Source organism: Actinomadura sp. (genome assembly GCF_044508335.1).
In the GTDB taxonomy this organism is placed as follows: domain Bacteria; phylum Actinomycetota; class Actinomycetes; order Streptosporangiales; family Streptosporangiaceae; genus Spirillospora.
This window is the reverse complement of the sequence record NZ_JBIQHY010000119.1, coordinates 1-19,275: the sequence shown is the minus strand read 5'-3', so window position 1 is coordinate 19,275 and position 19,275 is coordinate 1. Positions and strand designations below refer to the sequence as shown.

General features: G+C 71.9%; 15 protein-coding genes, 1 pseudogene and 1 riboswitch. Of the genes and pseudogenes, 3 read left to right on the top strand and 13 right to left on the bottom strand.

From position 1 onward, the window contains the following. Positions 1–71: 71 nt before the first annotated feature. From ACIWVC_RS28700 to ACIWVC_RS28685, 4 genes are all read right to left on the bottom strand, one after another. Positions 72–395 (bottom strand): Lsr2 family protein, encoded by a 324-nt coding sequence (locus ACIWVC_RS28700; protein ID WP_396451540.1) that lies wholly within the window; start codon positions 393–395, stop codon positions 72–74. Positions 396–1,554: 1,159 nt separating this feature from the next. Beyond that, positions 1,555–2,208 carry an RDD family protein gene (locus tag ACIWVC_RS28695; RefSeq protein ID WP_396451542.1) on the bottom strand — a complete coding sequence of 218 codons (654 nt, stop codon included), beginning with the start codon at positions 2,206–2,208 and terminating at the stop codon, positions 1,555–1,557. A gap of 7 nt (positions 2,209–2,215) precedes the next feature. Continuing rightward, positions 2,216–3,019 carry an RDD family protein gene (locus tag ACIWVC_RS28690; RefSeq protein ID WP_396451544.1) on the bottom strand — a complete coding sequence of 268 codons (804 nt, stop codon included), beginning with the start codon at positions 3,017–3,019 and terminating at the stop codon, positions 2,216–2,218. 4 nt (positions 3,020–3,023) lie between these two features. Then, positions 3,024–3,545, bottom strand: coding sequence for an amino-acid N-acetyltransferase (locus ACIWVC_RS28685; RefSeq protein WP_396451546.1), 522 nt, complete (start codon positions 3,543–3,545; stop codon positions 3,024–3,026). A 292-nt stretch (positions 3,546–3,837) separates the two neighbouring features. After that, positions 3,838–4,018, top strand: a riboswitch (cyclic di-AMP (ydaO/yuaA leader). A gap of 3 nt (positions 4,019–4,021) precedes the next feature. Here ACIWVC_RS28685 and ACIWVC_RS28680 point away from each other — a divergent pair. Continuing rightward, positions 4,022–5,017 carry an NlpC/P60 family protein gene (locus tag ACIWVC_RS28680; protein ID WP_396451548.1) on the top strand — a complete coding sequence of 332 codons (996 nt, stop codon included), beginning with the start codon at positions 4,022–4,024 and terminating at the stop codon, positions 5,015–5,017. Positions 5,018–5,241: 224 nt separating this feature from the next. Here the strand turns inward: ACIWVC_RS28680 and ACIWVC_RS28675 are convergent, their stop codons facing one another. After that, a complete protein-coding gene (locus ACIWVC_RS28675; protein WP_021591725.1) occupies positions 5,242–5,472 on the bottom strand; it encodes a LuxR C-terminal-related transcriptional regulator in 231 nt (76 codons plus the stop codon). Positions 5,473–5,956: 484 nt separating this feature from the next. Between ACIWVC_RS28675 and ACIWVC_RS28670 the strand changes: the two genes are divergently transcribed. Together ACIWVC_RS28670 and ACIWVC_RS28665 are read left to right on the top strand one after the other, a co-directional pair. Beyond that, the gene (locus tag ACIWVC_RS28670; RefSeq protein WP_396451550.1) at positions 5,957–6,979 is read left to right on the top strand and encodes a LacI family DNA-binding transcriptional regulator; all 1,023 of its coding nucleotides are present in this window, start codon (positions 5,957–5,959) and stop codon (positions 6,977–6,979) included. 56 nt (positions 6,980–7,035) lie between these two features. Further along, positions 7,036–8,262, top strand: a complete 1,227-nt coding sequence (locus ACIWVC_RS28665) for a cytochrome P450 (protein WP_396451552.1) — start codon at positions 7,036–7,038, stop codon at positions 8,260–8,262. On the opposite strand, the gene lysX is transcribed toward ACIWVC_RS28665, so the two are convergent. From lysX to ACIWVC_RS28625, 8 genes and pseudogenes are all read right to left on the bottom strand, one after another. Then, a complete protein-coding gene (gene lysX / locus ACIWVC_RS28660; RefSeq protein ID WP_396451566.1) occupies positions 8,249–9,703 on the bottom strand; it encodes a bifunctional lysylphosphatidylglycerol synthetase/lysine--tRNA ligase LysX in 1,455 nt (484 codons plus the stop codon). The genes ACIWVC_RS28665 and lysX overlap by 14 nt on opposite strands. An 85-nt stretch (positions 9,704–9,788) precedes the next feature. Next, positions 9,789–10,571: a type III pantothenate kinase gene (locus ACIWVC_RS28655; RefSeq protein WP_396451554.1), complete on the bottom strand. Its 783-nt coding sequence runs from the start codon at positions 10,569–10,571 to the stop codon at positions 9,789–9,791. A gap of 14 nt (positions 10,572–10,585) precedes the next feature. Next, positions 10,586–13,161: pseudogene (locus ACIWVC_RS28650) on the bottom strand (L-aspartate oxidase). 98 nt (positions 13,162–13,259) lie between these two features. After that, positions 13,260–13,676 carry an aspartate 1-decarboxylase gene (panD, locus tag ACIWVC_RS28645; RefSeq protein ID WP_396451556.1) on the bottom strand — a complete coding sequence of 139 codons (417 nt, stop codon included), beginning with the start codon at positions 13,674–13,676 and terminating at the stop codon, positions 13,260–13,262. Continuing rightward, positions 13,676–14,530 (bottom strand): pantoate--beta-alanine ligase, encoded by an 855-nt coding sequence (gene panC / locus ACIWVC_RS28640; protein WP_396451558.1) that lies wholly within the window; start codon positions 14,528–14,530, stop codon positions 13,676–13,678. Before panC ends, panD begins: the two co-directional genes overlap by 1 nt. 217 nt (positions 14,531–14,747) lie before the next feature. Beyond that, complete coding sequence (locus ACIWVC_RS28635) at positions 14,748–15,704, bottom strand: Rossmann-like and DUF2520 domain-containing protein (protein ID WP_396451560.1); 957 nt, start codon at positions 15,702–15,704, stop codon at positions 14,748–14,750. 110 nt (positions 15,705–15,814) lie between these two features. Then, positions 15,815–18,304, bottom strand: a complete 2,490-nt coding sequence (locus ACIWVC_RS28630) for an ABC transporter permease (protein WP_396451562.1) — start codon at positions 18,302–18,304, stop codon at positions 15,815–15,817. Next, the gene (locus tag ACIWVC_RS28625; RefSeq protein WP_396451564.1) at positions 18,304–19,077 is read right to left on the bottom strand and encodes an ABC transporter ATP-binding protein; all 774 of its coding nucleotides are present in this window, start codon (positions 19,075–19,077) and stop codon (positions 18,304–18,306) included. Before ACIWVC_RS28625 ends, ACIWVC_RS28630 begins: the two co-directional genes overlap by 1 nt. Between the last annotated feature and the right edge of the window lie 198 nt (positions 19,078–19,275).

Sequence of the window (19,275 nt, the reverse complement as noted above, 5' to 3'; positions counted from 1 at the left end):
CGTGAGCCTTCGGGAAGCACAGTGAACGGCCCGCCTCGTTTACGGGAGACGGGCCGCCAGGTGGAAGCGGGTCAGTTGGCCGCTTCGTACTGCTCGATCACGTGGGCCGGGATGCGTCCGCGCTCATTGACCTTGATGCCATTGTTCTTGGCCCAGGCACGGATCTCGGCGCTGCGTTCCCGGCTGGACGCGCCGCGCTGCCGGCGGCGGCGCGAGACCGTGCCCGCCTTGCGGGACTTCTCGACGAACGGCTGCAGCGATTCACGCAGCTTCTTAGCGTTGGCGCCACTGAGGTCGATCTCGTAGGAGGCGCCGTCGATCGAGAACGATACGGTCTCGTCCGCCTCGCCACCGTCGAGGTCGTCGACGAGAAGCACCTGAACCTTCTGTGCCATGGGGACAGACCTTTCGGCTGGAGCAAACTTCAATCGGTTCACAAAGATATACCGAGAACTCCGCGGATGACAATTCAGCGCCCGCGTTGAACCGGCACTGCGGCGGAAGTCGCCTTCCCGCCGGTGACCGCGCGTAATCGTCCTCGTCGTTTCCGGAGCAGCCGGGAGACGCCCGAGGGCGCGCCGCGGCCCGGCGTCCGTGAATTTCCGGCGCGCGGGCCGGGCCGGGGTTTTCAGGGCGTGACCGGTGTCACGGCACGCAGGCTGACCTGGGGCCGGTGCGGGCGCATTGGTCCCGGGTTTGCGGGCACCCGGCTTTCGGGCGGCGCCGTCCGCCCGGGTGGAAAAGCCGCTGCCCGGACCTTAACAGGCTGTGCGCGCCGGTACCGGCGCTCAACGATTAACCCGACGTAACGGCCCTAACCCGTCCGCGGCCGGGAATCCGCGCGGCCCGGCGCTCCGGCACGCCGCGCACCTGGGGAGACCCAGGACGACGCCTGGGCACGCATGGACGCGTGTATGCCCGAGGGGTCCCAAGGAACGGAAAGCGGAGATCATCGCGCTGACCGGCTGATGTTGCCCGATAACCGGAAGGAGGGCGGTGCCGAAAGTCGGTTCCGCCCGCGCCGGGCGGGAAGTCGCGGCCCCGCGCCGCCTCTCGGCGATGCGGCCGATGCCGCCGCCGCGCCGGCCTCCGGAAAACGGCCGATTGGGGCACAATCCGACTGGCCGGTAACCCACTTCTCCCACATCCGGTCCAGAAGCGGCGGGGTGAACGTGGTCCACGAACCGGCACCGTGCGCGTGGGCGCGCGAAAGTCCGTTCCGCAGTGAGACCGCGTCCCGTCCAGAGTTAGTCCAGTACCGCCCGACAAGCGGCATCCCCGGCCCCATGGCAACGGCGCGCGAGGAGTCTTTCAATCCGGAGGGGGTGTCCGGGAGGCGGCACATCCCGCCTTGATTCAGGGCCGTAACCGGAACGAGCTGGGATTCGCCTTGCGAACGCGGACGGTCCGAAACAGACCGGTCCATCCCAGTGGAAAGCATGTAGAAGACAGGCGAAAACCCTCGTCCCGCGATGGATCGCGGGACGAGGGAACGGGATCGTCTACCGGAAGCGCGCCTGAACGCGCCTGAGAGGGCCGCAGAAGGCCGGAGAATCAGGGGCGCGAACGTTTTACCACGACGGTCCCCGCGAGCCTGTCGTGGACGGCTTGGCGCCGCGTCCCCTCGAACATGAGCCCGGCGTTCGCGACCCAGAAGACGCTCGCCAGGAGACCCGCCACGGGAATCGGGCGCGCGGCGATCGGCAGCGAATAGACCGCGGCGCGGAGAACGGACTGCAGAACGCCCGGATGAGCACCGGCCTCCGCCTCGCCGCCCGGAGGCCCGGCCGATCGCGCGGGCGCGCCCTCCTCGGATGCGGCGCCCTCAGGGGCTGGCTCAGGCGCGCCCTCGGGCGCGGGCCCCTCGGGAGCGGTCACCGGCACGAATCCCGGCACGGAAAGGGGCAGGATCCCGGCGCCGCCCGTGCCCGCCGGCTCCTCCGCGTCCGCCCCGCCGGACTGGACGGCCGGCAGGGCGGCGACGACTTCGATGCCCGCGAAGCGCTTGCCCAGCGTCCGGCCCCAGAGGGCCAGCTGGACCGCTTCGTAGAGCAGCATGCACCCGGCCACGGCCGGCGGGGCGACGACGTCCACCGCATGCCCGGAGAACAGTTCGCGGACGACGAGGACGACGGGCACGCCGACGATGAGCGTGTCGACGACGCGCGCCAGCAGGCGCTGGCCCGGTTCGGCGAGGTCAGCCGCCATCGCGGCCCTACTCCGCGTACTCGGTGTACTCGGTGTACTCGTCGTACGTGCCGCGCTCGTCGATGACGAGCGTGTCGGCGAAGCGGTCGTGCAGGGCCTGGTGCAGGGGCTGGTCCCAGATCGCCCACAGGTAGGCCATCAGGCCGCCCACCCAGACCAGTGCCATCCCGTAGGCGGCGTACTCCCACACCATCACCGCCAGGACGAGGAAGAAGAAGACACCGATCTGGTAGCCGATGTGGACGATCCCCGCCCGCCACACGGCCTGCGTGGTGGTCATCGGCCGCCCCACAGGACGCGCCTGCACGATGCCCAGCCCCATGACGCGTTTGCCCAGCGTCCGCCCCCACATGGAGAGCTGGACGGCCTCGTAGAGGAACGGCAGCACCGACATGACGCAGAACAGCGTGAAGATGATGGGCCAGTTCCAGATGCCGCCCTCGTCCTGGTCGCTGCCGCTCTTGTCGCCGAGCCCGAAGGCGGCGACCGTCACGGGCAGGATGAGCGCGAAACCGAAGACCGCGACGAGGGCGTTGTCGAGGAGCCGGGCGCCGGCCCGCCGGAGGATCGGGGCGAGCTGCGGTTCGTCGCCATGGGAGCCGCCGTACTCGCCGTAGGACGCCTCGTAGGTCTGCCCCCAGCCCTGTTGAGGCTCCTGCCACTGCTGCTGGGGCGAGGGCTGCTGCCACTGCTGTTGTGACGGCTGCCGGGGCTGCTGCCACTGGGGACCCTGGTACGGGGGCGGGGGGCCGTAGGAACCCTGCCCCTGCGGCGCTCGGTAACGCCGACCACGGTTGGGGGAATCGCTCATTGGGTCAGTCCTCCAGGCGAAGCAACATCCGGGTGTTGCCCAACGTATTCGGCTTGACCCGGTCGAGGTCCAAGAACTCCGCGACGCCTTCGTCGTAAGAGCGGAGAAGCTCCTCGTACACCTCTGGCGCCACCGGAGTCCCGAGGATCGGCTGGAAGCCGTGGCGGCCGAAGAACTCCACCTCGAAGGTAAGGCAGAACACCCTCCGCACGCCGAGTTCCCGCGCGGTGTCGAGCAGCCGGGCGACGATGCGGTGCCCGATGCCGCGTCCGCCGTACCCCTTGTCCACGGCGACGGAGCGGACCTCGGCGAGGTCCTCCCACATCACGTGGAGGGCGCCGCAGCCCACGACGCGACCCGGCTCCCCCTGCCGGACCTCCTCGGCGACCCAGAACTCCTGGACGTCCTCGTACAGCTTCACCGTCGACTTCTTCAGCAGGCGTCGCCCCGACCCGGCGTACAGATCGACCAGCCTGCGGATCTCCTGAACGTCGGCGGTGCGGGCACGCCGGATCACGACCTCCACAAACAGGCGAGATTATCGAACACCTGGTCTTATCGAACGCACGCGTAGGCAGACGTGCCGCGGCCGCCTTCCAAGAAGAACTAGATAGAAACAACTAGGCACGGCTATCGGCGTTCGAAAAGTGACGCGCACCACAGCTCCCCGTTACTGAACGTGCTCGGCGCAACACGCGCCTCGCCGCACGACCTGCGATTTCACCTGTTCTGGTTGGCATCCCTTGCGCGTTCCGTTAGTGTCCATCGCTGACGTCGGCCACCCGCAGAACGGAGGCCGCACCGCCGAGTCCCGCGGGTCGCAACCAGCGCCCCGGGGAGCCGGGGACCCACTTTCGGAGCGTTCGGGGATGCGTCCCCCGGACCGGCGCCGTCAGGGGTGAATCCGCAACGCCGCGGCACTGCCCGCGCATGCTCGCGGACGGGCTGCTCCGGCCCCAACCCGTCAGCTAACCCGGTAGGCGGACGAGGAGAGGAGAATTCGTGCAGCAATCGCGGCCTGCATCTCTTTCACGTTTTCGCGGCCGCGCGGTCACCGTCGCCGGCGCGCTCATCGCCCTGACGGCCGCACCGCACGTCATCGCCCCGCAATCCACCGCCGTCGCGCACGCCGACCCGAAGCCGTCCACCAAGGAGCTCCGGTCCCAGGCGTTCAAGCTCGCCGACCAGCTGGAGCAGCTGACCGAGCAGTACAACGGCCTGAAGGTGAAGCTGGCGCAGTCGCAGCGCGCCGCCAAGGTCGCCGCCGAGAACGCCGAGCGGCAGGAGAAGGCGCTCCAGGCCATCCGCCAGAAGGTCGGCGCGCTGGCCGCGACCAGCTACATGCAGGGCGGCTCCGATCCCACGGTCTCCTTCGTCGCCTCCCAGGACCCGCAGGCCGTCCTCGACCAGGCCGCCACCCTCCACTACTTCGCCAAGCAGGACAGCACCAAGGTCCTCGGGCTCATGCAGGCCATGCAGGCCGCCCAGCGCGCCCGCAAGTCCGCCGAGGCGCGCGCCAAGCAGGTCAAGGACCTGCGCACCAAGCTGGAGTCGCAGCGCAAGAAGGTCACCGCGGCCTACGAGAAGGTGCGCGGCACGATCGTCAAGCGCGACCCGACCCAGCTCGCCAAGCTGCCCGTCATCGGCACCGGCAAGGCCGCGCAGGCGCTGCGGTACGCCATGACCAAGCTCGGCCGCCCGTACGTCTGGGGCGCCGCCGGCCCGAACAGCTTCGACTGCTCCGGCCTGACGATGTGGGCCTACAGGCAGGTGGGCATCAACCTGCCGCACTACACCGGCAGCCAGTGGAACGCGGGAACCCACGTGTCGCGCAGCCAGCTGCAGCCGGGCGACCTCGTGTTCTTCTACTCCGACCTGCACCACATGGGGATGTACGTCGGTGACGGCAAGATGATCCACGCGCCCCAGACGGGTGACGTCGTGAAGATCGTGCCTCTGGCCGGTCGTCCCTTCGCCGGCGCCGTCCGGGTCGCCTAGCGGCCCTTGCCCCGGAACGGCCTTGCCCGGTCACCCGTGCACATGGTGAAGAGACCCATCGGCGTGGGCTTCGAACACCGTCCGCGGCGACGCCTCCTGCAGGGACCTACCTGCCAGGGCGCCGGCGCCGCCGCTGCGGGGTCGGACGGGATTCGACCGTGTTCGCCGCCTGGATCTCTCGGTGACGCTCGCCCGTCCCCTGGCGAGCGTCGGGGTGGAGCCGGCTAGATGAGCTGCCTCCGGGCCGCCCACACCACGGCCTCGATAGGGGTGTTGACCTCCAGCCGGTCGCAGATCGTCCGCAACCGGCGCCGCAGGGTCCGTGCGCTCAGCTCCAGCTTGCGCGCCGCCACATCGGCGGTGACACCGCTCGCGATCTGTGCGAGCAACCGGATCTCCTCCTCGCTCAGCCCGAAATCGTCGGTGCCACGACGTGCGAGTGTGGCTGTTTCCACTCCGTCCTCCCTCGTCCGTGGTGATGACCGCGGGGATGCAGCCGTCCGCTGCACAGGCACGGGTTGGGCCTCTGTACGCGTTGGGTTGCCGGGTCCGGAGCCTTCCGGACTTAGATCATCGGGTTCCTTTTCTGTCTCGCGCGCTTGGCCGGAGGTGGCCGCCTGGCCGATTGCGGGGTCGTTCGGGGGAACTCCGGGTGACGATTCACTCGTTGGTCGTCCGAGGGAGACGGGATGAGATCGCCAGCCATCCGCACCCGTCCCTTCTCGTCGAACTCGCCAGATCTCGCCGCGGACCAAGATCGTGAATCGTTTCAAGCTACGCTTCGGCTCGGAACGCTAGGCGGCCGGATCCGGCCCGTCAAGCGTTGTCCAAATGCGCTACGCGTCCGTTTAGTGACGCTGCGTAGTCGCAGCAGCGGACACATGCCGTGCATAACGCCACTACCTGGGGAAACTCTCCCGGGTCGGGACGAGGAGCGAGTTGCCACAGACCAGTATTCGTGAGGTCGCGAGGCGTGCTGGAGTCTCAGTTGGGACCGTTTCGAATGTCCTAAACCGGCCAGACCTCGTGGCCGAAGCTACCCGTGACCGCGTGCGCGCGGCGATCGAGGAGCTCGGATTCGTGCGGAACGAGTCCGCGCGCCGGCTCCGCCGGGGCCCCGAGCGCACCGCGGGCGAGTTCGGCGACCAGCCGCGCCGGGCCTTCGGCATCGTCGTCGAGGACCTCGCCAACCCGTACGCGTCCGATGTCGCGCGCGGCGCCGAGGCGGCGCTGAACGCGGCCGGCCATGACGCCCTCTGGCTGTCCAGCGACCACTCCTCCGCCAAGGAGCGCCGCTCCCTGGAACTCCTGGAGGAGCAGCGCGCCGCCGGGGTCTTGATCATCCCGGTCGGGCTGGACCCGGGGGACATCTCCCGGTTCCGCGCCGCCGGCATGAGCGTGGTGCTGATCGACCGCGACTCCTCGCACGCCTGCTCGGCCCGCGTCGACCATGTCGCGGGCGGCGAGATCGCCGCCGCGCACCTGCTCGGCATCGGCCGGGCGCGGATCGTGTTCGTGACCGGCGTCCCTGAGCCGCAGCCCTGCGTGGAACGCCGCGACGGCGCCGCCCGGACGATCGTCGAGGCCGGGTTCGGCAAGCCCGCCACGCTCGTCCAGGACGCCCTGAGCCCCACCGAGGGGCAGGCCGCCGCCCACGCGGTGATGGCGATGTCGCCGCGCCCCGACGGCGTGTTCTGCGCCAACGACCTGCTGGCCATCGGGCTGATCAACGAGCTGACCCGGCTCGGCGTCCGCGTCCCGGCGGACATCGCCGTCATCGGCTACGACGACATCGAGCTGGCCGCGAGCGCCGCCGTCCCGCTGACCACGGTCCGGCAGCCGCGCCGGGAGCTGGGCTGGGAGGCCGCCGAGCTCGCGCTGGCCGAGATGGCCGAGGGCAAGTCCCACCAGCACCGCCAGGTCGTGCAGCGCCCCGAACTGGTCGTCCGCGAAAGCGCTTAACGCCCCGTCCCCGTCACCCTGTTGACATCTCGTCTGATTTCCGGGTGACTGGGGGCATGGAGGACAGGACGGGGCAGGTCGTCGAGGTCGAGGCCGCGGCGGTCCTCGGGTTCGATCCGGGGGATCCGGCCTTCCGGGCCGACCCCTACCCGCACTACCGCCGCCTCGCGCGCGCCGGGAGCCGCCTGCACCGGACGGACGTCGGCCTCCGCGTGACCACCTCCCACGAGCTGTGCGAGCGGGTGCTGCGCGACCCCCGGTTCGGGCACCGGCCCGAGGGCGGCGGGCTGTGGCGCGAGTCCCGCGCCCGGAACCGGTCGTTCCTGACCATGGACCCGCCCGACCACACCCGGCTCCGGCGGCTGGTCAGCAAGGCGTTCACCCCGAGGCTCGTCGAGCGGCTGCGGCCGCGGGTGGAGGCGCTGGTCGACGAGCTGCTGGACGGCGTGTCCGGCGAGGTCGACCTGATCGCCGCGCTGGCCTACCCGCTGCCCGTCATCGTGATCAGCGAGATGCTCGGCGTCCCCGCCAGGGACCGCGACCTGTTCAAAGGCTGGTCCGACAGCCTCGCACGCGGCCTCGACCCCGACTTCCTCCTGCCGGAGGCCGAGATCCGGCTGCGCGAGAAGGCCCGTGAGGAGTTCGCGGTCTACTTCCGGGAGCTGGCCGCCCAGCGGCGCCTCCGGCCTCGGGACGACCTCGTGAGCGCGCTCGTGGACGTCTCCGACGGCGGGGACGTCCTGTCGGAGGAGGAACTCCTCGCGACGTGCGTGCTGCTGCTCGTGGCAGGGCACGAGACGACCGTGAACCTCATCGGGAACGGCGCTTTGGCGCTGCTCCGCGACCCCGCGCAGCTGGAGCTGTTCCGGCGGCACCCTCAGAACGTCCCGGCCGCCGTTGAGGAGCTTCTGCGCTACGACCCGCCCGTCCAGCTCACCCTCAGGGCCGCTTTGGAGGACGTCGACCTCGACGGGACGCTCATCGAACGCGGGAAGCTCATCCTGCTGCTGACGGGTGCCGCCAACCGCGACCCGTCCGTGTTCGACGATCCGGACCGGCTGGACCTGACGCGCTACATCGAGGGACGCGACGCCCCGCGGCACCTTTCGTTCGGCCACGGCATCCACTTCTGCCTGGGGGCGCCCTTGGCCCGGCTGGAGGGCCAGGTCGCGCTCAGGAAACTGTTCGAACGCGACGTGGCCCTCGCCGGGCAGGACCTCGTCTACCGGGACAACCTCGTCCTGCGGGGCCTGCGCGACCTCCCGGTCGTCATTCGGGCTTGACCAGCGGGAAGAGGATCGTCTCGCGGATGCCCTTGCCGGTGAACGCCATGATCATCCGGTCGATGCCGACGCCCACGCCGCCCGTCGGGGGCATCGCGTACTCCAGCGCGCGCAGGAAGTCCTCGTCCAGCTGCATGGCCTCCGGGTCGCCGCCCGCGGCGAGCAGCGACTGCTCGGTGAGCCGGCGGCGCTGCTCGACGGGGTCGACCAGCTCGGAGTAGGCGGTGCCGAGTTCCGTCCCGAAGCCGATGAGGTCCCACTTCTCGGTGAGGAGGGGCTCCTCCCGGTGCTGGCGGGTCAGCGGCGACGTCTCGACCGGGTAGTCCATGACGAAGGTGGGCTGGATGAGGGTGTGCTCGATCAGCTCTTCGAAGAGCTCCTGGACGAGCTTGCCCTGCCCCCACTTGGGGTCCCACGAGATGCCGCGCGCGTCCGCGAGCTTGCGGACGGCCTCGATCGGCGTGTGCGGCGTGACCTCCTCGCCCAGGGCCTCCGACACCGAGCCGTAGAGCGTGACGCGCGGCCACTCGGTCAGCCCGAGGTCGATCTCCACGCCGTCATGGACGACCACGGTGGTGCCCAGGGCGGCGACGACCGCCTTCTGGTACATCCGCTGCGTCAGGTCGGCCATGTCGTTGTAGTCGAGATACGTGCCGTACGCCTCCAGCATCGTGAACTCGGGGTTGTGCGTGGAGTCGGCGCCCTCGTTGCGGAAGTTCCGGTTGATCTCGAAGACCTTCTCCATGCCGCCGACCACGAGCCGCTTCAGGTACAGCTCGATGGCGATGCGCAGGTAGAGGTCCATGTTGTAGGCGTTGATGTGCGTCTTGAACGGACGCGCCGCCGCACCGCCGTGGATGGGCTGGAGCATGGGCGTCTCGACCTCGAGGTAGCCCTCCTCGTGCCAGAAGTCCCGCACCGCGCGCACGGTGGCGCTGCGCAGCCGCGCCATCTTCCGCGCCTCGTCGTTCACGATGAGGTCGACGTACCGCTGCCGGACCCGCGCCTCCGGGTCGGTCAGGCCGGCATGCTTCTCCGGCAGGGGGCGCAGGCACTTGGACGTGATGGCGAAGCGGTCGGCCATGACCGACAGCTCGCCGCGGCGGGACGTGATGACCTCGCCCTCGACGCCGATGTGGTCGCCGAGGTCGACCTCGCGCTTCCAGAAGTCGAGCTGCTCCTGCCCGACCTTGGCCAGCGACAGCATGACCTGGAGGTCGCCGCCGGCGTCCCTGATGGTGGCGAAGCACAGCTTGCCGGTGTTGCGGATCAGCATGACGCGACCGGTGACGCCGACCTTGTCGCCCGTCTCGGTGCCCGGCTCCAGGTCGGGGTATTTCTCCCGGATCTCGGTGATGGTCGCCGTCCGGGGGAAGGTCACCGGGTAGGGGTCGATCCCGCTCTCGCGGAGCCGGTCGAGCTTCTCCCGGCGCACGCGCATCTGCTCCGGGAGCTCGTCGAAGGTCTCGTCACTCACCGCTCAAGGCTATCGACCCCGTCCCGTGCCCCGCGAACGAGTTGGGAGGCTACGGGGTGTTGCGCTCGTAGATGAGGCGGAGTCCGATGAGGGTGAGCCACGGCTCGAACACGTCGATGCTGCGGGACTCCTCCAGGACGAGCGGGGCGAGGCCGCCGGTGGCGATGACCGTGACCTCCTCGGGGTCGGCGGCGAGCTCGTCCGACATGCGCTCGACGATGCCGTCCACCTGCCCGGCGAACCCGAAGATGATGCCGGACTGCAGCGCCTCCACCGTGTTCTTCGCGATCACGCTGCGCGGCCGGACCAGCTCGATCTTGTGGAGCTGTGCGCCGCGCGACGACAGCGCGTCTATCGAGATCTCGATGCCCGGCGCGATGGCGCCGCCCACGTACTCGCCCTTGGCGGACACGGCGTCGAACGTCGTCGCGGTGCCGAAGTCGACGACGAGCGCGGGCCCGCCGTGGGTGTGGACGGCGGCGAGCGCGTTCACGATGCGGTCGGCGCCGACCTCCTTGGGGTTGTCCATGCGGACCGGGACGCCCGTCTTGACGCCCGGCTCCACGATGACCGCGGGCACGTCGCCGTAGTAGCGGCGGCACATCTCCCGCATCTCGTGCAGGACGGACGGGACCGTGGAGCACAGCGCGATGCCGCTGATGTCGGTCTCCGCCAGCAGGGGGCTCTGCTGGACGAGCCCCTGCAGGACCACCGCGATCTCGTCGGCGGTGCGCCGCGGATCGGTGTTGATCCTCCAGTGCTCGATCACCTCGTCGCCCTCGAACAGGCCGAGGACGGTCTGGGTGTTACCGACGTCGATGGTGAGCAGCATCAGGTCCCCGCTGGTCAGGTGAAGTCAAGGCCGATGTCGAACACGTGCGCCGAATGCGTCAGCGCGCCGACGGCAAGGTAGTCCACCCCGGTCACGGCGACGTCTCGGGCCCGGTCCAGGGTAAGGCCACCGCTGGCCTCGAGCTCCGCCCGCCCAGCCACCAGGCGTACTGCCTCGGCCATCTCGGCATCGGACATGTTATCGAGCAGGATGCTCGTCGCGCCCACCCGCAGTGCCTCTTCCACCTGCGCGAGGGTGTCGCACTCCACCTGGATGTGCAGGGACGGGTACACGGCCCTGATCGCCTCGTACGCCTTGGCGACGCTCCCGGCCGCCGCGATGTGGTTATCCTTGATGAGCGCGGCGTCGTGCAGGCCCATCCTGTGGTTGACCCCGCCGCCGCAGTGGACGGCGTACTTCTGGAGCGCGCGCAGGCCGGGGAGCGTCTTGCGGGTGTCGCGCACGCGCGCCCTGGTGCCCTCCAGGGCGTCCGCCCACCGCCGCGTGGCGGTCGCGATCCCGGACAGGTGGGTGAGCAGGTTGAGGGCCGTCCTCTCGGCCCTCAGCACGGCCCTGGTCTGCCCGCTGACCGAGATGAGGACCTGCCCCGGAACCACCCGGTCGCCGTCCTCCGCCCGCGCCTCGTAGGCGATGTCGAGCAGCTCGAAGACGACGCAGGCCACCGGGATGCCCGCGACGACCCCTTCGTCCCGGGCGCGGAGCTCGCCCGCGGCGGTGTCGTCCGGTGCGAAGATCGGCGTGCTCGTGACGTCGACCTCGCCGTCCTCGGCGAGCGCCGTCCGGACGAGGTTTTCCACAGTCTGTGGATCCAGCCCGGCGCCGCTGAGCCTCTGCGAGAGTTCCGGTGTCATGAGCGCATCCCTTCCAGAGGTTCATAGGTTGTCGTCAGGGCGTTGCCCGTCAGCCGCGTCACCAGGTGGCCGCGCCACGCCGCGTCCGCCCGCTCGGGGAAGTCCTCCCGCCAGTGGCTCCCGCGCGTCTCCTCGCGCCGCCGCGCCGCCGCGACGATCGCGGACGCGACGGTGTGCAGGTTGGTGGCCTCCCATGCCGCCACCCCCGGCTCGGCGTTCCCGCCTGCGAGCTGCTCCAGCTCGCGCCCGGCCCGCTCCAGCCCCTCGGCCCCCCGCAGGACCCCCACGTAGGAGGACATGACCTGCTGAATCCGCCCGCGCCTGCTGCCGTCGACCAATCCCCCGCCCGCGACCGCGTCCGCCGGCCCGTCCGGCACGGCCCCGGCGCCGGCCCCCGTGCCGCCGCGCACCACGCCGCCGGGCAGGGCGGCGAGTGGCGCGCTCGCCGCGTCCGCGGGCGGGGCGGGGGCGGCGGCGAGGTCGGTGTGCAGGGCTCCGGCTATGCGGGCGGCGAACACGAGCCCCTCCAGCAGGGAGTTGGAGGCCAGCCGGTTCGCGCCGTGGACGCCGGTGCAGGCGGCCTCGCCGCAGGCGTAGAGGCCGGGGACGGACGTGCGGCCGTGCAGGTCGGTGCGGACGCCTCCGCTGGCGTAGTGCGCGGCGGGGACGACGGGGATCGGCTCGGTCACCGGGTCGATGCCGTGGTGCCGGCACGCGGCCAGGATGGTCGGGAAGCGGTTCTCCCACATCGCGGCGCCGAAGTGGCGGGCGTCCAGGAGCATGCAGGGCGCACCGGTCTCCCGCATCCGGTTCATGATCCCCTTGGCGACGATGTCGCGCGGCGCCAGTTCGCCGAGCTCGTGCCGCCCGGTCATGAAGCGGACGCCGTCGTGGTCGATGAGGTGGGCCCCCTCGCCGCGGACGGCCTCGGAGATCAGCGGCTGCTGCCCGGTCGCGCCCTCGCCCAGCCACAGCACGGTCGGGTGGAACTGGACGAACTCCAGGTCGGTGACCTCGGCCCCGGCGCGCAGCGCGAGCGCGACGCCGTCGCCGGTCGACACCTCGGGGTTGGTCGTGGCGGAGAACACCTGGCCGAGCCCGCCGGTGGCCAGCACGACGGCGCGGGCGCGGACGGCGCCGACGCCGCCCGGCTGCCCCTCGCCCATCACGTGGAGGGTGATCCCGGCGGCGCGCCCGGCGGCGTCCTTCAGCAGGTCCAGGACGAGCGCGTGCTCGATGACCTCGACGCCGGAGTCCTTGAGCGCGGCGCGGAGGGCGCGGCTGATCTCGGCGCCGGTGGCGTCCCCGCCGGCGTGCGCGATGCGCCGGCGGTGGTGGCCGCCCTCGCGGGTCAGCGCGATGCCGCCGTCCCCGCCGCGGTCGAACGCGGCGCCCAGCTCGATGAGCCCGCGCACGGCGTCCGGCCCCTCGGTGACGAGCGCCCGGACGGCGTCCTCGTCGCACAGCCCGACGCCCGCGACGAGGGTGTCGGCGAGGTGCTCCTCGGGGGTGTCGTCGGGGGCGAGCGCGGCGGCGATCCCGCCCTGCGCCCAGCGGGTCGACCCGGCGTCCAGGAGGGCCTTGGTGACGAGCAGCACCCGGCCGTGCGGGCGGCAGTTCAGCGCGGCGACCAGGCCGGCGATGCCGGACCCGATGACGACGACGTCGGCGTCCGCGGTCCAGCCGGGCTCGGGGGCGCGGAGAACGGAAGGGATCATGGGCCCTCCTCCGGAATCGGTTCTCGTCATTATGACTCTAACTCCGGAGAACCCGGCGCCCGCCCCCCGCATTCCCGGCGCCGCGGGAGAGCGGCGGGTCAGCCGTGGACGAGGTCGCCGCGGGCGGTCCCGGCGCCGGGGACGGGCTCGGCCGGGTCCGACCCCAGGGAGATGATCTTGTTGGAGCGGTCGACGTGCACGACCGTCGGCACGAACTCGCGCGCCTCCTCGTCGGCGAGCTGGGCGTAGCTGATGATGATCACCAGGTCGCCGGGCTGGACGAGGCGGGCCGCGGCGCCGTTGATGCCGATGACGCCGGAGCCGCGCTCGCCGGCGATCAGGTAGGTCTCCAGGCGCGCGCCGTTGTCGATGTCCACGACCGAGACCTGCTCGCCCGGGAGGAGGTCCGCGGCGTCCATCAGGTCCTGGTCGATGGTGAGCGAGCCGACGTAGTGCAGGTCCGCCTGCGTCACCGTGGCGCGGTGGATCTTGGACTTGAACATCGTCCGGAACATCAGTGCTCCTTGCCGAGCTGGAGGTGAACGTTGTCGATGAGGTGCGTGGCGCCGACGCGGCCGGCGACGGCGAGGACGGCGGGGCCGCCGGCGGCGGCCGGCGTGAAGGTCGCCGGGTCGACGAGGACGAGGTAGTCGAGCGCGAGCGGCGGGTCGGCGGCCGCGGCCTCCTCCAGGACGGCGCGGGCCGCGCCGAGCACCGCCTCGGGCCCCTCGGCGGCGGCGTCCGCGCCGGCCCGCAGGGCGCGCGACAGGGCCAGCGCGGTCCGCCGCTCGGCGGCGGACAGGTACCGGTTGCGGCTGGAGAGGGCCAGCCCGTCCGGTTCGCGGACGGTCGGGCCGCCCACCACCCGCACCGGCACGTTCAGGTCGGCGACCATGCGGCGGATCATCGCGAGCTGCTGCGCGTCCTTCTCCCCGAAGATCGCCACGTCGGGTCGGACGAGGTTGAGCAGCTTCAGCACGACCGTGAGCATCCCGTCGAAATGGCCGGGCCGGGCCGCGCCCTCGACGACCTCTCCCATCGGGCCCGACTTGAGCGTGACCTGCGGCTCGTCGGGATACATGACCTCGCGGTCCGGCGCGAACACCAGGTCGACGCCCTCGCGGGCGCACGCCTCGACGTCGGCGTCGAACGTCCGCGGGTAGCGGTCGAAGTCCTCGCCGGGCCCGAACTGCAGCGGGTTGACGAAGATGCTCACGGCGACGCTGCCGGCGCTGCGCCGCGCCAGGCGGATGAGCGACAGGTGCCCCTCGTGGAGCGCCCCCATGGTCGGGACGAACGCCAGCGTGCCCTCGATCCGCGCCCGCGCCGCGGCGAGCTCCTCCCGCGTCCGCGCGATGACGGGTTTCACTCGACCTCCCTAATCACCCGGTGGCCTCCCGCACCGGGACCGTCCGATCGCGGTCCCGGAGCGGACGCGACCATGTGGAACACCCGGCTCCGGGCCGGACGCCCCGCGGTGTCCCGCGGTCCGCCGGCGGAAGCCGGTTCTTCAACGCATCGGGTGCGGCGCCCGCTTCCCGGGCGGCCGGGAGCGCGAGCGCTCGGCGAGGCGGCGGCGGGCGGGGTCAATCGGCCAGGGCTTCCAGGAGGCGTTCGGCGGCCTCGGGCTTGAGCAGCCCGGCGCCGAGGGCGCGGTCGGCGGTGAGGCGGGCCAGCGCGATGTAGGCGCGGCGGCTCTCCGGGGAGACCTTGCCGAGCTCGGCGACGTGGTCGGCGACCGTGCGCGCGTCGCCGCGGGCGACCGGCCCGGTGAGGCCGTCGATGCCGAGGCGGAGGCCGTTGTCGAGGGCGGCGCCGAGGAGCGGGCCGAGCATGCGGCCGGGTTCGGCCACACCGGCGCGCCCCAGCAGGTCCATCGCCTCCACGACGAGGGTGACCAGGTGGTTCGCGCCGCCGGCGAGGGCCGCGTGGTAGAGCGGCCGGGCCTCCTCGGTGATCCAGACGGGTTCGCCGCCCATTTCGAGGACGAGCGCCTCGGCGACCGGGCGCAGCGGCTCGGGCGAGGTGGCGCCGAACGAGATGCCGGTGAGCCGGTTCACGTCGTCCGGGCGCCCGGTGAAGGTCATCACCGGGTGCAGGGCCAAGGGCAGCGCGCCGGCGCGGGTCAGCGGGTCGAGGACGGCGGTCCCGTAGCGTCCGCTGGTGTGCACGGCCAGCTTGCCGGCGACCGGGACGCCCGCGGCGACCAGGCCGGACGCCAGTTCGGGCAGCTCGTCGTCCGGGACGGTCAGCAGCACCAGGTCGGCGGCCGCCACCACGTCCTGCGGGGCGGCGACGGCGGCGCCGGGGAGGCGTTCCGCGACGCGGGCCCGGGAGCGGTCGGAGACGGCGGTCGCGGCGACCACGCGGTGGCCCGCGCGGGACAGCGCGGCGCCGAGCGCCGTGCCGACGCGGCCGGCGCCGACGACGCCGACCGCGAGCCGCGCGGGCCTGTCCTCCGGGGTCTCCGGGCCGTTCCGGGAGGTCGTCCCCCCACCGGGAACCGACCCGTTTCCGGGCACGCCGGGGGCATGTGGGTCCATCGGGTTCGTTCCAGTCCTCACAGGTAGGTACCGGACGGGCGCGAACCAGAGTACCCATGGCCCCGGCTCACGCGGTCCGGCGGGTGGCGGACGCCACCCCGGCCTCCCATTCAGTCATGGGCGAGGGACTCCACGATGGACGTCCTCGCGGCGCGCCGCGCCGGCATGACGGCGGCGAGCGTCCCGGCCGCGCCGGCGAGCAGGACGAACCCGGCGATCTGGAGATACGGCAGCGAGAACACCGATTCCTCGGTCATCGCGCTGGTCGCGGCCCAGCCGAAGACGACGCCGAGGGCGACCCCGGTCAGCGCGCCGATCACCGCCATGACCACCGCCTCGACCGACAGCATCCGGCGGAGCTGGCGCCTGGTCAGGCCGAGGGCGCGCAGCAGCGCCGACTCGCGGGTCCGCTCCACGACCGAGAGGGTCAGCGTGTTCGCGATGCCGAACAGCGCGATGACGATCGCGAGGCCGAGCAGCCCGCCGAAGATCATCAGCAGCATGTCGATCGCGTCCTCCAGCCGCTCCTGGAAGTCGGCGGTGGACTCGACCTTCGCGGCCGGGTACGGCAGCGCGGCCTGGTCGACGGCCTTGCGCGCCCGGTCGGCGGAGACCGCGTCGCCGGTCTTGACGAAGATCTCGGCCGGGTCCACGGCGCCGAAGTACCGGGCGAAGTCGGCCTCCGGCACGATGATCCCGTGGAACTGGCCGCCCAGCTCGTACACCCCGGTGATCTTGACGGGGGTCACCCCCCGCCGGGTCTTGACCTGCAGGGTCTTGCCGACCTGCCGGCCGGGGAGGTGCAGCGTGCCCTCGTCCACCAGCGCGGTGCCCGGCTTGAGGTCGGAGACCGCGCCGGCCTTCATCTCCGGCTTCGCGACCGTGCCCCAGGCCGACGCGGTCACCGTGGTGATCGACGCGTCCTCGCCGTTGACCTTCGTCTCCTTGTCGCGGACCTCGACGACCTGCTCCACCTCGGGCCGCTCGCGCAGATCGTCGCCCAGCGCGGGCGGGAGGTCCTCGCCGTTCTGGGTCGCGACCCTGAACTGGACGGGGAACTGCTCGTCCAGCTCCTTGGTCGCGGTCGCCTTGCCACTGGCCGCGACCACCGCGAATAGGCTCATCAGGCCGACGCCGACGGTCAGCGCGATCGTGGTCGTGGCGGTGCGGCGCGGGGCGCGCTGGGCGTTCGCGACCGCGAGCCGCCCCGGGACGCCGCCGAGCCGCGCCGGGACCGCGCCCGCGAGCCGGCTCAGCGGCCGGACGAGCGCCGGCATCCCCGCGATCACCGCGAGGAAGAAGACGCAGCCGGAGAACGCGACCACGAACATCGCGCTCTCGCCCTTGTCCATCCCCAGCGCGCCGAACAGGCCGATGGCGACGCCGGCGGCGGCGAACAGCACGGCGAGGACGGTGCGCCGCACGCCGAGCCGGAAGCGCCCGCCGGCCGGCTCGGTCTCCGCGCGCAGCGCCGCGACGGGCGCGACGCCGGTGGCCGCGCGGGCGGGCAGCAGCGCGGACAGCACGGTCACGGCGACGCCGACCGCGAGGCCGATCAGGACCGTCCGCGGCGCGAGGGACGGCGCGGTGAGCGCCACCCGGTCGTTCAGCCTGTTGATCAGGACGAGCGCGCCCTGCCCCAGGCCGACGCCCGCGGCGATGCCCAGCAGCGACCCGGTCAGCCCCACCGCCGCCGACTCGGTGAGGACGCCGCCGAAGATCTGCCGGCGGGTCGCGCCGACGCAGCGCAGCAGCGCCATCTCCCGCATCCGCTGCGCGACGAGGATCGCGAACGTGTTGTAGATGACCAGGGCGGACACCAGCATCGCGACCAGCGCGAAGATCAGCAGACCGGCGCGGATGATCTTCGTGTCGGCGCCCGCGTCCTTCGCCAGCTTCGCGCCCAGCTCCTCGCCCGTGTAGACGGCGGCGGCGGAGCCGGCGGCAGCCTTCACGGCGGCCTTGGAGACCGCACCAGCGATGTCGATCTCCTGGTAGGCCTTCTGCCCGGTGATCCGCGCCGCGGTGGCGGGGTCGAACCCGACCGCGCCGAAGATGCTCGCCTCCTGGTCGATGCCGAAGTCGACCAGCCCGACGACCTGGAACCGGTGCGGCCGGTTCTTGCCGTCCAGGACCGTCACCGCGTCGCCGACGGTGAATCCCTCCCGCTTGGCGAGTCTGGTGTCGAGGACGGTCTCGCCACCGTTGGACGGGGGCCGCCCCTTGTCGACGTCGTAGCGGAGCAGGCGCCCGGACGGCACGGACATGCCCATCGTGGGGAAGTCGCCGACCGTCTTGCCGTTCTTGCCCACCAACGCGGCCTCGCCCTTCACCGCGCCTTGGGCCTCGGTCACTCCGGGCAGGGAGCGCACCTTCTGCAGCAGCGAGGCCGATAGCCCTTCGGTCGCGCGCTCATCGGGGACGACGGCGATGTCGACCTTGTCGGCCGACCGCGCGAACGTCTTGGCGACGCCCTTGTCCATCGTGTCCGTCAGCACGAACGTGCCGGAGATGAAGCCGACGCCGAGGGTGATGGCGACCCCGGTCAGGAGCAGGCGGAGCTTGTGGGCGCGCAGGCCCGCCAGTGCCGTTCTCAGCATCACGCCCCCAGGGCCTTGAGCCGGTCCAGGACGGCCGCCGGGGACGGCTGGAGGATCTCGGAGACGATCTCGCCGTCCCGCAGGAACACCACCCGGTCGGCGTAGGAGGCGGCCACCGGGTCGTGGGTGACCATCACGACCGTCTGCCCCATCTCCCGGACGGACGAACGCAGGAACCCGAGGACCTCCGCGCCCGCCCGCGAGTCGAGGTTGCCGGTCGGCTCGTCCGCGAAGACGACCTCGGGGCGGGAGACGATGGCCCGCGCGCACGCCACCCTCTGCTGCTGGCCGCCCGACAGTTCGGACGGACGGTGCCCGAGCCGGTCCCGCAGCCCGAGGACGTCCACGACCTGCTGGAACCACGCGCGGTCGGGCTTGCGCCCGGCCAGCTGCATCGGCAGCAGGATGTTCTGCTCGGCGGTGAGCGTCGGCAGCAGGTTGAACGCCTGGAACACGAACCCGACCCGGTCGCGGCGCAGCAGCGTCAGCTGCCGGTCGCCCATCCGGGTGATCTCCGCGTCGCCGAGCATGATGCGTCCGCCGGTGACGGTGTCGAGGCCCGCCAGGCAGTGCATCAGCGTCGACTTCCCGGACCCGGACGGCCCCATGATCGCGGTGAACGCGCCCCGGGCGAACCCGACGCCGACCCCGCGCAGCGCGTGCACGGCGGCGTCACCGGACCCGTACACCTTGGACACGCCCTCGGCCATGACGGCCGGCGGCGCTGCGGCTGCGGGTGCTCCCCCGGGCGGATCGGCGAACGTGCTGGTCACGGCGGCTCCTCGTGGTCTCGTCCCGATTCGGATGATCGGGAACCACGCTAGGAATCCGCGCCGCCGCCGCCATCGCCCCGGCGGCCACGGTCCGCGTCACTCTCACGGCTATCCGCGCCGCCCGGGTACGACCTGAGTCGTACGGGCCCGTCACCCGATCCGCTGACCCGGGACGGCGCGGGCGCCCGCATGGGCGGG

Excerpts from the sequence above, each read along its gene's own strand:
- ACIWVC_RS28700 (WP_396451540.1), bottom strand. The coding sequence starts at position 395 with ATGGCACAGAAGGTTCAGGTGCTTCTCGTCGACGACCTCGACGGTGGC.
- ACIWVC_RS28695 (WP_396451542.1), bottom strand. The coding sequence starts at position 2,208 with ATGGCGGCTGACCTCGCCGAACCGGGCCAGCGCCTGCTGGCGCGCGTC.
- ACIWVC_RS28690 (WP_396451544.1), bottom strand. The coding sequence starts at position 3,019 with ATGAGCGATTCCCCCAACCGTGGTCGGCGTTACCGAGCGCCGCAGGGG.
- ACIWVC_RS28665 (WP_396451552.1), top strand. The coding sequence starts at position 7,036 with ATGGAGGACAGGACGGGGCAGGTCGTCGAGGTCGAGGCCGCGGCGGTC.
- lysX (WP_396451566.1), bottom strand. The coding sequence starts at position 9,703 with ATGCGCGTGCGCCGGGAGAAGCTCGACCGGCTCCGCGAGAGCGGGATC.
- ACIWVC_RS28655 (WP_396451554.1), bottom strand. The coding sequence starts at position 10,571 with ATGCTGCTCACCATCGACGTCGGTAACACCCAGACCGTCCTCGGCCTG.
- panD (WP_396451556.1), bottom strand. The coding sequence starts at position 13,676 with ATGTTCCGGACGATGTTCAAGTCCAAGATCCACCGCGCCACGGTGACG.
- ACIWVC_RS28635 (WP_396451560.1), bottom strand. The coding sequence starts at position 15,704 with ATGGACCCACATGCCCCCGGCGTGCCCGGAAACGGGTCGGTTCCCGGT.
- ACIWVC_RS28630 (WP_396451562.1), bottom strand. The coding sequence starts at position 18,304 with ATGCTGAGAACGGCACTGGCGGGCCTGCGCGCCCACAAGCTCCGCCTG.